Raw genomic sequence first — 15,669 nt, forward strand, 5'->3', positions numbered from 1 at the left:
ACAAAACCCCAGGGCGTATCGGTGTATCAATGTAACTATTGCATATGGTGCCTAACGATACATTTAATCTGTAATGATATCTCGCATATCAGTGCACATCAATGTGGGATGATACGCCACGATGTTTATAAAACACAAACGCCGTCCCTATAGAGACGGCGCTTTATATCTTGCTCAATGAATTCAGAATTTATTTAGAATTCAGCACTCTTCGGTGTTCTTGGGAATGGAATTACATCTCTGATGTTACCCATGCCGGTTACGAACAACACGAGTCTTTCAAAACCAAGACCGAAACCTGCGTGAGGTGCAGTACCGAAGCGGCGGGTATCCAGGTACCAGCTCATTTCTTCAACAGGCAGCTGCATTTCCTGCATGCGGGTAACGAGTTTATCGTAGTTCTCTTCACGCTGTGAACCACCTACGATCTCACCGATGCCAGGGAAGAGAATATCCATTGCCCTTACGGTTTTACCGTCCTCGTTCTGTTTCATATAGAACGCTTTGATAGCCTTTGGATAATCCGTCAGGATCACTGGTTTCTTGAAATGTTTCTCTACCAGGTAACGTTCGTGTTCGCTCTGGAGGTCAGCGCCCCATTCTTCTATCAGGTAGTTGAATTTCTTGGTTTTGTTAGGTTTGCTGTTCTTCAGGATGTCGATGGCTTCGGTATAGGTAAGGCGCATGAATTCATTGTTCAGTACGAATTCGAGCTTTTCGATCAGTCCCATTTCACTGCGTTCCTGTTGTGGCTTCTGTTTTTCTTCTTCCGCCAGGCGTTGCGCCAGGAATTCAAGGTCTTCCTTGTTGTTTTCCAGTACATAGCCGATAACGGATTTAATGAAAGCCTCTGCCAGGTTCATGTTGTCTTCCAGATCATAAAATGCCATTTCCGGCTCTATCATCCAGAATTCCGCCAGGTGACGGGCTGTGTTGGAGTTCTCTGCACGGAAGGTAGGGCCGAAGGTATAAATATCACCAAAGGCCATAGCGCCGAGTTCTCCTTCCAGCTGACCAGATACGGTCAGGTTGGTGGCACGGCCGAAGAAGTCTTCTTTATAATCAATTTCACCGCTTTCTGTCAGTGGCGGATTTTTGATATCAAAGGAAGTTACATGGAACATTTCTCCCGCGCCTTCTGCATCAGAAGCCGTGATGATAGGCGTATGCAGATATACAAAGCCTCTCTCATTGAAGAACTTATGTACTGCAAAGGCCAGGGAATGGCGGAGACGGAAGATAGCGCCAAAAGTATTGGTGCGGAAACGGAGATGCGCTATTTCACGCAGATATTCCAGACTGGGGCGGTTTTTCAGCTGCAGCGGATATTTTTCCGGATCGCAGTCTCCCAGTATTTCCAGTTCTATTGCTTTTACTTCCACGCGCTGGCCCTTACCCAGAGAAGGAATCACCTGTCCGGATACGCTGATAGCGGCCCCGGTGGTCAGACGTTTTAATAGTTCCGGTGTAACGGAATCCATGTCCAGTACTACCTGAATATTATTATTGGTAGAGCCATCGTTCAACGCTATAAACTGATTGTTACGGAAAGACCGTATCCAACCCTTTACCACAACAGGATAATCTGTTTTTTCGTCCTGCAGTATCTGCTTGACTTTCACTCTTTGGCTCATATTAATATAAATTTTGGTGTGCAAATTTAAGAGATATAGAGCAGACTGCATAGGGAGAATTGAGGCACCGGGCCCGGGAGCCAATAAAATGTTAAATTAAATAGCCACCTGTTAGGCGCTGTTTGGCAGGAATGTTGATAGATATACAGCGTCAATACCATAGACAGGCTATGGGACAGGGTTCTATAAGGGGAAGTACTGCATGGAAGCTTATCTGGCTGCTGTTGTAAGGGGTTGGAGCAGTGCATTTTTTTTGGATAATAGCGAAACTTGTTTTAATCTTGCGTTATAATCTGCCTGATTAAGTTCTAATTTCCATCTTCATCGGCAGTCCTAAACTCAACATTCCCTATCAGATTTAATAACCAGATTAAATTTATTGGACTCAAAAAACAATTATTTGTAATTGGTGTATGTTGGTATGTAGTGGTACCCACCTCACAACACTTTTAAATTTGACAACACACGATGATGTACGACATCTTACAATTGAACGACATGCTCGTTCCTGAGCTGCTTGACATTGCAGAGAAACTTGATGTGCCAAACGCCAAAAAACTGAGCAAACAGGATCTTATCTACAAAATACTCGATAAGCAGGCAGTAATGGCCTCTGAAGGTAACCCGGCAAATGGAGAAGAAAAGAAAACACGTAAGCGGAAATCAAAGAAAGACGAAGAAGCTGAAGAAGCACATGTAGCAGAAACCACAGCTGCAGATGAAAAACCGAAACGCGGCAGGAAACCAGCTGCCAGCGGCGTAAAAACAAAAGAATCTGAACTCGAAGAACCTAAAGCACAGGAAACCAAACCAAAGAAAAAGAACTTCGATATAGACCTTGACATCCCCTCTCTTACTTTCGACGATGATGATGATGTGATCATTCCACAATTCACAGAAGATGCTGAAGAAGAAGAAGAAGAGGAAGATGTAATTACATCTTTACCAGTGGCTGAAGAAGAAGAAGAGGAGGAAGAAGAAGACGAAGACGATTTCGTGATACCGGAAGAACCGGTACTGGCGCAGAAACAGCGCTTTCCGACAAATAAGAAAGAACCTGCTTTTAATATAGAATTTGACGGTATAATTATCAGCGAAGGTGTACTCGAAATGATGCCTGATGGCTACGGCTTCCTGCGCTCCTCCGATTATAACTACCTCAGTTCACCAGATGATATCTACGTTTCTCCTTCCCAGATCAAATTGTTTGGACTGAAAACAGGTGATACTGTTAAAGGTTCTGTACGCCCTCCGAAAGAAGGCGAGAAATACTTTGCCCTGCTGAAAGTTGAGACTATCAATGGTAAATCTCCTGAAGAAGTTCGCGACCGTGTTCCGTTTGACTATCTGACGCCGTTATTCCCTTTCGAAAAATTACGCCTTACTACTACTTCAAATAACTACTCAACCCGTATCATGGACCTGTTTACCCCTATCGGTAAAGGTCAGCGTGGCTTGATCGTAGCACAGCCAAAAGTCGGTAAAACGATGTTGCTGAAAGAAGTAGCAAACGCTATCGCGACAAACCATCCTGAGGTATACCTCATGGTAGTACTGATCGATGAACGTCCGGAAGAGGTAACCGATATGGAACGTAGTGTAAAGGCAGAAGTGATTGCTTCTACATTTGACGAACCAGCTGAAAAACACGTAAAAGTATCTGCCATAGCACTGCAGAAGGCAAAACGCCTGGTAGAGTGTGGACACGATGTAGTGATCCTGCTGGATTCCATTACCCGTCTCGCCCGTGCGCATAACACCGTAGCTCCTGCTTCTGGTAAAGTATTGAGCGGTGGTGTGGAAGCAAACGCTATGCAGAAACCTAAACAGTTCTTTGGCGCCGCCCGTAAAATCGAAAACGGTGGCTCTTTAACAATACTTGCTACAGCATTGATCGATACAGGTTCCAAAATGGATGAGGTGATCTTTGAAGAGTTCAAAGGTACCGGTAACATGGAACTGCAACTGGACCGTAAACTGGCCAACAGACGTATCTTCCCTGCTATTGACGTATCTGCTTCCTCTACTCGTCGTGACGACTTGTTACTGGAAAAAGATATCCTGAAGCGCATCCACATCCTGCGCAATCACCTGGCAGACATGAATACAGAAGAATCTATGCACTTCATGCTGCAACACATGAGAGGAACCAAAAACAATGAGGAGTTCCTGATCTCCATGAATGGATAATATCTCCATCCACAGATAAAAGAAAAGGCCATGTCACTGACATGGCCTTTTCTTTTATCTATATTGCTATCTGTACTGTTTCCAGTGACTGACAAGATCCTTTTTCCTTCGATCGGCAACCTCCAGCTTTACACCGTTTTTCAGCAACACCTTGTTACCATCATTCTCAATATTACTGATCTGCGAAAGTTGCACCATCTGGTGATTGTTGATCTGATAAAAACGCAGCACGCCAAACAGATCTGTATAATAACGGAATGAACGCTCCGCCTGCAGCTGTTCCTTATCCACCAGGTGGATAGTACACTTTTCGGTATTCGCCTCCAGATAAGCGATCATATTCAGCGGGATGATCATATCCTCTTGCTGTGTAAGCGGGATCACCAGATCCATATTGATATTTTTGCCGCTGTTAAAATTCTCAAGGAGCACTTTATAGCGGGTAGTGCTGGCATGCGCATGAATACGGCTGGTGATCTTGTTGACGGCCATCATCAGGCTTTCCCTGTCAATGGGCTTCAGAATGATCTCCACTTCGCTGAAACGGATAGTGTGGAGGAATTTCTTTTCGAAAGCAGTCACAAACACTGCTTCAAAGGGGGGCGCGTCTTTAGTACCAAGTAGCACGTCAAAGCCGGTTCCATCCGGCATTTCAAGATCAAGGAATACCAGTTGGGGCTGATGTTCGTGAATGGTGGCAATGCCATCTGCGCAGTCAGATGCAGTAGCTGCGATCTGTACATCGGGGCAATATTTCTCCAGCATCAGGGATATGATGTCCCGGCTATTGCGCTCGTCATCTATAATAACAGCTTTTATCATAGTCCAATATGCTTGTATGGCTAGAGTTGGGGAATCAGGATCCTTACAATAGTACCACTTTCTGTATTATTATTTTCCGATTTGTCTATGATGTCGATATGTATGCCTGTATTGTACATTTTGTTCAGCAGTTCGGCCCGGTTAAAGCTGATCTCCATACCGGATGACTGATGATGTTTGGGCAGGGTACGCAATGTTTTGGAGCGGATAATACCGATACCATTGTCTTCTATCAGGCATTCCAGCATATCCGGATCTGTCTGATTGAACTGTATCAACAGCTTGCCGATCGGATGATTACTGTTGGTCATCCCATATTTGACTGCATTTTCCACATAAGGTTGCAGTAACATGGCAGGTACTTCCAGCTCTGAAGTGGCAATGGCCGGATCGACAATAATCTCGTATTCCATCTTATGCTCAAACCGCATCTTCTCCAACCCAAGATAAGTATTCAGATAGGCAATTTCATCTGCCAGGGAAATAAAATTGCGCCGGGAGAAGTCCAGTGTTTTACGGATCAGGTAAGAAAAGTCGGACAGATATTTCTGCGCATATTCAAAATCCCGCTGCATCACAAAGAGCTGAATGGAATTCAGACAGTTGAAAATAAAGTGGGGATTGATCTGTGCTCGGATAGCTTTCAGTTCTATCTCTGTCAGCTTTTTATCGTATTCAGTCTCCAGGTGCATTTTGCGTTGCTCTTCCAGCTCCTGTTTTTTGCGTAATATTTCTGTGGTCTGCTCTTTCACCAGTTCTTCCAGTTGCTCATTCAGCTTGTGTTGCAGCTCTTTATTCTTATTCAGCTGTTTGATGAGTAGTTCCTGCGTACGGGTCCTTTCATGGTGTACCAGTTTATTCCGGTAGCTAAGACCTGCCAGGAAAAACATGGATTGCAGTAATACACCTGCTACTATGAGTAGGGACGGGGCCGACATTTCTCCTAATGCATTGATCAGCCCCAGTGGACGGATAAGCATCAGGAAGGAACCAAAACTCGCCATGTAAAAGCAGAGGGAGCCAAACAGGAAAAAGCGCACCAGCGGATGATGCCGGGAACGTTTGGCCAGCGCTATGAAAACCACCAGGAACGGGAGCAAAGTAGAAATATATACATAGCTGTAGATCATTACCGGTACCTGGTATTGTTCCTGGGCAATACAATAGAAACAGATGATGATGATACCACCAATGATGGCAGCTACTGATGTAAATAGTTTCTCCATGAAAGGATACCGCTCCTGCAGGTTCAGGAAGGTATTTCCGAATGCCAGGTACATGAGATAAAAGCAGAACAACAGAGCCGGAACATCCCAATAATACTTAAGCATGGGCCAGCGATAGAAGACGGACAGCTGGTATGGCTGACTTTCCAGTCGCAGGGTAAAGAAAAAGATCAGGCCCAGCATGTATGCTGCAAAATACATGTATGATTTATCGGGCAGCTGTATATAGTTGATGACTGCAATAGCAAGACATACCAGCAGCATGCCCAGTAATACATGTATCAGGATACTCTCTCCCCGGAAATATTCAAATTGACTGCTGCGGAACTGGCTGTACTGAAGGGCATTAAAAAGCACGGGCATCAACCCGTTCTCGTTATAATATTTGTTACTGATATGAAGGAAGAAAGTACGGGTTTGTCCGGGAGGCACCACCACATTGAATCCGTAATGCTCCCAGCGACGCACGTCGCCGCGATCTTTCATCAGACCGGTCTGCATCAGCATGCGAGGACGACTTCCTGTGGTATCCTGCACATACCAGCTCATGTCATCATGCCAGCCGGTGAAGAGTGTCAGTGAAGAATCATGGCTGCCTGCATTTTTCACATGCAGTTTCAGCCAGCAATTATTGCCTTTTCCAATATGCTTTTTCTCTACATGGAATAGGTGATAGTTGTGGTTAAATGATGCCGAAACAATCTGTTGTGGTGTTAGTAATCCCCCTTTATCCTCCTGGCTCATAACGTACGGCCGCAAATCAATAGCTGAAGGCAGATGATCGAAATCTGCTACCAGGGTATCTTTTGCGGGTGTATTCGCCGAAGCATTGATGGAGTAACAAAACAACAGGAAAAGTAAATAAATACGAATCACTGTCTGCTAATATATTTTTACAACAAGCCATCTATGGCTTTCGCCAGCTTATGGTCTCTTTCGGTGATCACATCTCCCGCATCATGTGTACATAGGTATATTTCTACCTTATTATAAACATTTGTCCAGTTAGGGTGATGGTCCATCTTTTCAGCAACAAGGGCTACTTTTGTCATAAAGGCAAACGCTTCTCTGAAGTTTTTAAATTCGAAGGAACGATACAGTTGGTTCTTTTTTTCTTCCCACATAACAAAAGAATTTAATCATGAAACAAGCCTTGTTCACGGGTGCAATTCGGTGAAGGAACGACCGGGGTGTTACCGGTCAGAAGATGAGGTTCATCTTATTTTTAATCTCTCTAATATCCAATAAAGATACTAATTGTACAAGCTCTACGTGGCGTAATTGATCTATTAGTTTCTTAACGTCATCTAACTGATAATAATCTCCTTTGACCATCCACAGGTAGTCTACATTCTTCAGTTCAGGCAGCAGAAACTCTGCCTGACAGTGATTGTTATAGAAATAATGAACAGACGATTTTGTCGGTTCCTCAAACTCAAAAACGCTGAAATAGAATGCCCTGTTATTTTTGGCCAGGTTAATTTCCAGGGAATTATTTACCCGGAAATCAAGGTGCATGAAGTTATTAATCTGCCAGCACAGTTGATAGTCGCGGGCGGAAGACACAATACCAATAACGTGGGTTGATTCAAAGAAATCTTCCAGCAGTTGATCCTGGTCCAGCTTTAACTTTAATACCGACATATAATAATTTCTAATACAGTATGCGCCAGGGGCCTAGTTTTTAGTCTGTTTTACCTGTTGCTTTCCTGGAAGCCAAAGTACGGCTTTAAAATTTAATATTCCGTCATCCTTTATTTTTAGTGCCTCCGTACCGTCAATTCCTGCATCAGATATCCCGCTTTTCCTTGTCTCTGGCCTGCCGGCTGGCAAGGAGGGCGGTACGTGCAGGTTCTGGTACTTTCTCATATGCGTATGGGCAGTGCATGCAGCCATTACCACAACAATAGCCTCGTTCAAGGAGGAAATGTTCAGTGAACACCATGTAGCCGTGTTCATTGTAATAGAAATCAATCCCCTCCTTCAACGGCTTCGGCATCGGATGGTAATTTTATGGCGCGCCAGTCAAGCGGAGCTTCAGGCAGCCTGAATTTCAGGTACCTGATGGTACGGCCGTCTTCCAGATGCATGCCTTCGTAGAACGTCTTTATCTGTAATAGCGGCGGCACTTCCGTCATGGCATAAATGTCCGGAATATCCTCCACTAAGATACAGCCACTCGCTGCGATCACCTCCTGAGTGAAGGCATATAATTCAGCCGAGTCTGTTTTCAGGTTGATGGTCCCATCCTTAGCCAGCAGTGGTTGGTACAGCTGTAGGAACTTTGGGTGCGTCAGGCGCTTTTTAGATTTGGAATTGCGCAGGAACGGATCGGGAAAGGTGATCCAGATCTCATTTATCTCGCCGGGGGCGAAATAGTTGGCCAGTTTATCTATCTGGGTACGAAGGAAGCCGGCATTGGGTAATGGTTCCTCCAGGGCGGTCTTGGCGCCACGCCAGATGCGGTTGCCTTTCAGGTCCACTCCGAGGAAGTTCCTTTCAGGGTAGCGGCGGGCAAGTCCCAGTGTATAATCTCCTTTACCACAGGCCAGTTCCAGTGTCAGTGGATGGTTATTCTTGTAGAACGTATGCCATTTTCCAGGCATGCCTTCCGGGTATATTAATACATTCGGAAACGTCTCAATTTCTGCAAAGCGTTGTAATTTCTTTTGTCCCATCGCTGCAAAAATAATGTTTTCCCGGGACGCCCTAAAATCCCCGGGGTGTACCACCCGCCCCGGGGTTATCACCCCGGGCTACAAACACGAGGCTCCTGCCGGAGCCTATTATGTTTTGTTGAATGCGTTATTGTTCTCCTGGTCCCCGGGGTTATCACCCCGGGCTACAAACACGAGGCTCCTGCCGGAGCCTATTACGTTTTGTTGAATGCGTTATTGTTCTCCTGGTCCCCCGGGGTTATCACCCCGGGCTACAAACACGAGGCTCCTGCCGGAGCCTATTATGTTTTGTTGTTCCCAGGTTCCTCCGACTTCGCTTTAATATGCTTCTAAGTTTGGTTATATATCGGCGTTTTCTTTACTATAACTCATCTATAAACCATTATCCAACCATATATAACCCATATATAACCCATATCTCTTAAATATGGGTTATATATGGGTCATATATGGCTTATATATGGGTTATATATGGGTTATCTCAGGAAACACGCTATAGTAGCAGCTTTACAGAGACTGTATAAATACCTTATTATGTACTGTTTTATAGAAGAAGGATATTTATAGTGGATAAATATATTATATCAGGAATTTACCTGGATATTTTGAACCAGGTTGATGAATAGCCGGGAATAAAAAGGAGATCAAATTGAAAATCTGGGGGGAAGGTCGCGTAGATCAGCCTGCCAGGCGCGGCTGCGTGTTTGTAGCGCGAGGGTGACAACCCAGGGGCCAAAAACAAAAAAGCCTGCTCCGCTTTTAAACGGAACAGGCTTTTTTAAATCGCTGTAGGGGAAGGAGTCGAACCTCCACGAGGCAGTTAGCCGCAACACAAATAAGATTAGTGGTCAACCCATTATGTTGTGTTTATCCTGTGATCCCCACCCCCGAGACAAGAGGGCATGTCTGCCAGTTTCATCACCCCACAATTTAAAGAGCTAGTTATTCAATAATTTGCAGTGTTTTTTTAATTATATTCAGTTTTTTAGGCTGACTATTTGTTGAAAACCGCCGTTTGAAGAACTATTATGATGCAAATCTAAAGACATAACCCTTTTCTTGCAAATTTTTTAAGAAAAATTTTTGAATTTTCGAAATTTTTCAAATATTTGCATATAGGTTTAAAACATTCCAAAACAAATTGTAAAAATGAGCCACAATTTGAATATTGACAAACTAGATTTGCAGATCATCAGTGAAATGATGCATAATGCAGAAATCTCCTACGCTGACCTCGGGAAGAAGCTTTTCGTTTCCGGTGGCACGATCCACGTTAGAATGAAGAAATTGCAAGAACTGGGTATCGTTAAAGGTACAAAATTGCATGTAGATTTAAAAATGATTGGTTATGATGTCATTGCCTTCATTGGAATCTACCTCGAAAAAAGTTCCATGTATGACACTGTGGCCAAAGAATTGCGTAAGATTCCTGAAATGGTTCGTCTGAACTACACCACTGGTAGTTATAGTATGTTTGCAGAGATCATTTGTAAGGACATAACCCAGCTGAGAAGGATATTACATGATGAACTACAGAAAATAAAGGGTATAGAGAGGACTGAGACACTGATTTCACTGGAAGAAAGCTTTTACCGCACTATCAACGTTGTGGAATAAGGGGGACCCCCGCCACCCCTTCCTGTCTGCTTATCTTGTAGTGTAGCATCTGAATGATCTGGCAGCCGGGAAGGGATCACTAATTTTATTTATTATGGTTACAACAGAAATTGCCGATAAAATAAAGCGGCTGGAAGAGAAGTATGCCGCTATGGGTCAGGATCTTTCTTCTTATCTTGACGGGCTCCTGTACGCGGATTACCTTACCTATTGGGATTATATTCAACTGGATGTTTTATTAAACCTGCAGCATCCCCGCACGCCTATACCCGATGAGAACATTTTTATTATTTACCATCAGATCACTGAGCTATACTTCAAGCTGACATTACAGGCTATTGAGCAGGTATGTCAGGCGCCTGTACTAACGGCAGACCTGTTTAAGACGCAGCTGAAGCGTATTAATAACTACTTCCGCAACCTGATCAACTCTTTTGAGATCATGGTAGAAGGAATGGACAAACAGCAGTTCCTGCAGTTCAGGATGGCGCTGTTGCCAGCCAGTGGCTTCCAGAGCGGGCAATTCCGTAAGATAGAGATCTGTTCCACAGGCCTGGTAAACCTCGTGTATGAACAGCAGCGGGAGGGATTGAAAGGGAAAGAACTATCCGAAGTACTGGATAATATCTATTGGCGCAGCGGGGCTACGGAGCTGGCTACCGGTAAGAAAACGCTGACCCTGCGACAGTTCGAGCAGAAGTATATGCATGAATTCCTGTTCCTGGCAGAGCGCTACCGGGAGAATAACATGCAGCTGCGATATAAACAGTTACCTCCGGAAGTACAGCAGGAGGTAATGCCGCTGCTGAAGGAGTACGACCTGAATATTAACGTGAAGTGGCCGCTCATGCATTATAAGTCCGCTGTGAGATACCTGAACCGCAAGCCGGAGGATATTGCAGCGACCGGTGGTACCAACTGGCAACAGTACCTGCCTCCCCGTCATAAGCGAATTGTCTTCTTCCCTGAGATCTGGACAGAAGAAGAGCTCGAAAACTGGGGGAAACTGGCGTTCGAATAATTCTTAATTAGTATTATTTTTGGTATGTTTGCATAGAACGGTAGCTTTCACATTAAAAGTCATTCCGTCCTGGCAGAAGACCAGGTACAAAGATGTTCTCCAATCAGCTTTTTGTTGCTTTGTGAATGCGCAAGCAGATCTTACCTTTCAAAATTTACACTAAGATTATTTTTTAATTAGCCATATGGAATATAATACAACCCGTAACCATTTGATAATGAAGGAGTACGGAAGGAATATCCAGAAGATGATAGAATATGTGCTGAATATCGAGGATGCAGAGCACCGTCAGAGGAATGCTATGTCATTGATTGAGCTGATGGGTACGCTGAATCCTCATCTGCGTAATGTGGAGGACTTCAGGCATAAACTATGGGACCATTTGTTTTTAATATCCGACTTCAGACTGGACGTGGAATCTCCATATCCGATTCCTACAAGAGAGACTCTGAGGGCGAAACCGGAACGTTTAACATACCCTAAGAAGTATCCACGTAACCGTCACTTTGGTAAAAACCTGGAGATGGTGATCGACAAAGCGATCAGTGAGGATAATCCTGAAAAGAAAGAAGGGTTCACCCAATGTATAGGCAACTACATGAAACTGGCTTATAGCAACTGGCACAAGGAAAGTGTGCATGATGATGCTATCAAGGCAGAGTTAAACAGCATCACGGATGGCAAGCTGGAATTCCAGCCGGGTTATACGCCTCCTCCAAGTGCAGCTGCAATTGCCAACGCACCTAACTTCAATACAAGCGCTGAGTTCCTCCCACGTACAAGTGGCAGCAGTAGCGGCAGTGGAAGTAACAAACGTAAGAACTTCCAGCAGAACAAGTTCAAGAACAACAGCGGGAAAAGCAGTAACAAGCACAGTAACAACAAATACAATAAAAATAGGAACAAGTGAGTAGTGCTTTTGAAGTCAGAGGCGGCAACCGTCTGAAAGGGGAAATTGTGCCCCAGGGTGCCAAAAACGAAGCTTTACAGATCATAAGCGCTGTCCTCCTGACAGCCGAAAAAGTGACCATCAGCAACATTCCCGATATACTTGACGTGAATCTGCTCATCGAGTTGCTGGGAGACATGGGAGTGAAAATCAACAGGATCAGCCGTGATACGTGCGAGTTCCAGGCTGACCAGATCAATCTTCCTTACCTGGAGAGTGCAGAATTCAAAAAGAAATCAGGCAGGCTGAGAGGTTCGGTAATGATAGCCGGCCCTTTGCTGGCACGCTTTGGGAAAGCATATATTCCCAAACCGGGCGGCGATAAGATAGGACGTCGCAGACTGGATACCCATATTATCGGTTTTGAGAAGCTGGGTGTCAAATTTGTATACGATAATGATGATAATTACTTCCGCCTCGAAGCCGGAGATGGTGGGCTGAAAGGTGCTTATATGCTCCTGGACGAGCCTTCAGTAACAGGAACTGCCAACATTGTAATGGCGGCAGTGATGGCCAGCGGAGTGACCACTATTTATAATGCGGCATGCGAGCCTTACCTGCAGCAGTTGTGTAAAATGCTGAACAGCATGGGCGCCAACATTGCAGGAGTAGGTTCCAACCTGCTGACCATTCAGGGCGTACCTTCCCTGAAAGGATGCAGCCATGCCATGCTGCCGGATATGATCGAGATCGGTTCCTTCATCGGACTGGCTGCTATGACACAGTCCGAGATCACCATCAAGAACGCCGGAGTGCAACACCTGGGCATTATTCCTGAGAAATTCCGTCAGCTGGGTATTGAGCTGGAGATCAGGGATAATGATATTTACATCCCTGCACAGGACAAATATGAGATCCAGACTTTCCTGGATGGATCCATTCTCACCATATCCGACCATCCATGGCCCGGATTCACACCTGACCTGCTGAGTATTGTGCTGGTAGTGGCCACACAGGCAAAAGGCAGCGTGATGATCCACCAGAAGATGTTTGAAAGCAGGTTGTTCTTCGTGGACAAACTGATAGATATGGGAGCACAGATCGTATTGTGCGATCCGCATCGTGCCGTGGTGATAGGTCTGGGAAGACAGCATGCACTGAGGGGCATCACCATGTCATCACCGGATATCCGTGCGGGTGTATCTTTGCTGATCGCCGCACTGAGCGCAGAAGGAAAGAGCACTATTCAGAACATTGAACAGATAGACCGCGGTTATCAATACATCGATGAACGATTGAGAAAACTCGGTGCGGATATCAAAAGAGTCTGATATTATAAGGAATATTGCAAGCTGCAAGAGATTGGCGCGAACGATCATATTTCATATGGTACGATGCCCGCACCAGTCGCTTGCAGCTTGTGATTTATAGCGGAACCATGATAATTAGCAGTAGAACATGACCAATAAGATCATCATTATCACCGCCCCCTCCGGAGCAGGTAAAACCACCATTGTAAAGAAGCTGTTGTCTGAAATGCCACAGCTTGCATTTTCTATTTCAGCTACTACCCGTACGGCCAGGGAAACAGAGGTGCACGGGAAAGATTATTATTTCCTATCCCTGGACGATTTCCATCAGAAAATAGATGATAACGCTTTCGCGGAATATGAAATGGTATATGCGGGGAAATATTATGGTACCCTGAAAAGTGAGTTGCAACGCATATGGGACGACGGAAAAGTGCCGATGGTGGATATTGATGTGAAAGGCGCGCTGTCCATAAAAGCGAAATATCATACCGGTGTACTCACTATTTTCATTGCACCACCAACGTTGGAGACCCTACGGGTACGTCTCAGCGAACGCGGTACGGAAACACAGGCCTCCCTTGAGGAAAGGCTGGGGAAGGCCCGGTATGAGCTGTCATTCTCCCATGAATTTGATGAAATTGTAGTGAACGATGATCTGGAAACGGCATATGCAGCAGTAAAGGAGCTGGTGACCGGATTCCTGCAGTGACACATGATGTTCCGGTGCAATCTTTGTATAAGGAATGACCGTACTTATTATGTGGAATCTATAATTCCTTACTTTTGAACTATATTATGGATACTTATACACTCCTGATCCTGGCCATACTGGTATTGCTGGCGGGTTTCTTCGCCGGGTTGGAAACGGCTTTCGCCAATGTGAACAAGTTGAGCATTGAGCTGAAAAAGAAGCAGGGGCGGGCTACCGGTAAAATACTGGCCAGCTTTAATGACAACCCCTCCCGCTTTCTGGCAACCAGTTTGTTGGGATTAACTATTGTTGTGGTGATATTTGGGATCATGTTCCATAGCTTCCTGCAGCCCATATGGAACCTCATGTTGCCCCCCCAGCAGAACACTATCCAGCAGCCGATATTTCTGTTCATTGACGTTATATTCGGTACGCTGATCCTGCTGACCTTTGGCTTTTTTATTCCCCGTGCTATTTTCCGTTCCCGTCCGGAAGGATTACTAAGCTTTTTTGCCTTACCCGTTTCCGTGATCTCCAAACCACTGTATGTGATAGGCAGCCTGCTTGTGTCTATTTCCGAGTGGATCCTGAAATATCTGTTCAATGTGCGTATAGTGGAAACTGCTACTACTTTCCCCCGGGTGGATGTGGAGCATTTCATCCGTCAGTCACAACAACATGTAACGGAGAACCAGGAGCTGAATACCGAGTTGTTTGAAAATGCGTTGTCACTTGCGCATGTGAAGATCCGGGGTTGTCTGATACCCCGTAAGGAAATTGAAGCGCTGGAGATCAGTAGGCCGATTTCAGAGGCACAGCGAAAATTTATGGAGACGAAACTCTCCAAGATTATTATTTACGAAAACACGATAGATAATATCCTGGGATATATTCATCAGCTGGATATGTTCAAAAGTCCTGCGGAAATTTCCACTATTCTTCACCCGATCCTGGCGGTGCCTGAAACAATGAGCGCTATCGACCTCCTGGGCAAATTCAACAAAGAGCGCAGGAGCATTGCCTGGGTGGTGGATGAATTCGGTGGAACGGCTGGTATTGTGACTATTGAGGACGTATTGGAGGAGATCTTTGGAGAGATTAAGGATGAGCATGATGTGGAAGAATTCGTGGAAAAACAGATCGCAGAGAAGGAATATATTTTCTCCGGCAGGCTGGAGCTGGATTACCTGAATGAAAAATATGGATTTGATTTTCCGGAAGATGAAAGCGAGACTTTATCCGGTTACGTAATCAATCACCATGAAAAAATCCCCCGTCTGAAAGAAAGAATAATCATCGACGATTATGAGTTCGATGTGCTGAATGTGACGGAAACGAGGATAGAAATGGTGAAAATGAAGGTCCTCTAAGGAATTTCAGGATAAATTGATTTTTTTCATCTTTGTATCAAGTTTTTTAGTTGCTTAAATGTCAACTATTTAGGAGAACTTACTACTTTTTTATAAAAGAAAAGAAATCAAGAATTGATATTGTTATTATTTTTTTAATATATTTGCAGTGTGATTAAGCATCGAGCCTGCTAAAACGATTTAAAAAAAGTAGTAGGTAATTAACACGAATTTTATAC

General features: G+C 44.6%; 14 protein-coding genes. 7 read left to right on the plus strand and 7 right to left on the minus strand.

Annotated features, from left to right (window positions below):
- Positions 1–194: 194 nt before the first annotated feature.
- A complete protein-coding gene (gene asnS, locus F3I09_RS30645; protein WP_149698873.1) occupies positions 195–1,634 on the minus strand; it encodes an asparagine--tRNA ligase in 1,440 nt (479 codons plus the stop codon).
- A 498-nt stretch (positions 1,635–2,132) separates the two neighbouring features.
- Between asnS and rho the strand changes: the two genes are divergently transcribed.
- The gene (gene rho, locus F3I09_RS30650) at positions 2,133–3,824 is read left to right on the plus strand and encodes a transcription termination factor Rho (RefSeq protein ID WP_370512673.1); all 1,692 of its coding nucleotides are present in this window, start codon (positions 2,133–2,135) and stop codon (positions 3,822–3,824) included.
- A 66-nt stretch (positions 3,825–3,890) separates the two neighbouring features.
- On the opposite strand, the gene F3I09_RS30655 is transcribed toward rho, so the two are convergent.
- The 6 genes from F3I09_RS30655 to trmB all read right to left on the minus strand — a co-directional run bounded on the left by F3I09_RS30655 (position 3,891) and on the right by trmB (position 8,550).
- Positions 3,891–4,646 (minus strand): LytTR family DNA-binding domain-containing protein, encoded by a 756-nt coding sequence (locus F3I09_RS30655; protein WP_149698874.1) that lies wholly within the window; start codon positions 4,644–4,646, stop codon positions 3,891–3,893.
- Between the two features lie 20 nt (positions 4,647–4,666).
- Positions 4,667–6,748, minus strand: a complete 2,082-nt coding sequence (locus F3I09_RS30660) for a histidine kinase (RefSeq protein ID WP_149698875.1) — start codon at positions 6,746–6,748, stop codon at positions 4,667–4,669.
- A gap of 17 nt (positions 6,749–6,765) precedes the next feature.
- Positions 6,766–6,996, minus strand: coding sequence for a 4a-hydroxytetrahydrobiopterin dehydratase (locus F3I09_RS30665; protein WP_149698876.1), 231 nt, complete (start codon positions 6,994–6,996; stop codon positions 6,766–6,768).
- A gap of 76 nt (positions 6,997–7,072) precedes the next feature.
- On the minus strand, positions 7,073–7,516 hold the full coding sequence (locus F3I09_RS30670) for an IPExxxVDY family protein (protein ID WP_149698877.1): 444 nt from the start codon (positions 7,514–7,516) through the stop codon (positions 7,073–7,075).
- Between the two features lie 145 nt (positions 7,517–7,661).
- Positions 7,662–7,871, minus strand: a complete 210-nt coding sequence (locus F3I09_RS30675; RefSeq protein WP_149698878.1) for a DUF5522 domain-containing protein — start codon at positions 7,869–7,871, stop codon at positions 7,662–7,664.
- Complete coding sequence (trmB, locus tag F3I09_RS30680; RefSeq protein WP_149698879.1) at positions 7,843–8,550, minus strand: tRNA (guanosine(46)-N7)-methyltransferase TrmB; 708 nt, start codon at positions 8,548–8,550, stop codon at positions 7,843–7,845. The genes F3I09_RS30675 and trmB overlap by 29 nt, the downstream gene beginning before the upstream one ends.
- A 1,149-nt stretch (positions 8,551–9,699) precedes the next feature.
- Between trmB and F3I09_RS30685 the strand changes: the two genes are divergently transcribed.
- The 6 genes from F3I09_RS30685 (at position 9,700) to F3I09_RS30710 (ending at position 15,451) form a co-directional block, all read left to right on the plus strand.
- Positions 9,700–10,167, plus strand: a complete 468-nt coding sequence (locus tag F3I09_RS30685) for an Lrp/AsnC ligand binding domain-containing protein (protein WP_012788686.1) — start codon at positions 9,700–9,702, stop codon at positions 10,165–10,167.
- A 94-nt stretch (positions 10,168–10,261) separates the two neighbouring features.
- Positions 10,262–11,188 (plus strand): tryptophan 2,3-dioxygenase family protein, encoded by a 927-nt coding sequence (locus F3I09_RS30690; protein ID WP_149698880.1) that lies wholly within the window; start codon positions 10,262–10,264, stop codon positions 11,186–11,188.
- Between the two features lie 184 nt (positions 11,189–11,372).
- A complete protein-coding gene (locus F3I09_RS30695; protein WP_149698881.1) occupies positions 11,373–12,098 on the plus strand; it encodes a DUF4290 domain-containing protein in 726 nt (241 codons plus the stop codon).
- Positions 12,095–13,408 carry a UDP-N-acetylglucosamine 1-carboxyvinyltransferase gene (gene murA / locus F3I09_RS30700; RefSeq protein WP_149698882.1) on the plus strand — a complete coding sequence of 438 codons (1,314 nt, stop codon included), beginning with the start codon at positions 12,095–12,097 and terminating at the stop codon, positions 13,406–13,408. The genes F3I09_RS30695 and murA overlap by 4 nt, the downstream gene beginning before the upstream one ends.
- Positions 13,409–13,535: 127 nt before the next feature.
- The gene (gene gmk / locus F3I09_RS30705; RefSeq protein ID WP_149698883.1) at positions 13,536–14,099 is read left to right on the plus strand and encodes a guanylate kinase; all 564 of its coding nucleotides are present in this window, start codon (positions 13,536–13,538) and stop codon (positions 14,097–14,099) included.
- A gap of 74 nt (positions 14,100–14,173) precedes the next feature.
- Entirely contained in the window at positions 14,174–15,451 is a 1,278-nt protein-coding gene (locus tag F3I09_RS30710; protein ID WP_223233444.1) for a hemolysin family protein, read from the plus strand.
- The last annotated feature ends 218 nt before the right edge of the window (positions 15,452–15,669 follow it).

This window comes from Chitinophaga sp. CF418 (assembly GCF_900142925.1).
Taxonomy (GTDB): Bacteria; Bacteroidota; Bacteroidia; order Chitinophagales; family Chitinophagaceae; genus Chitinophaga.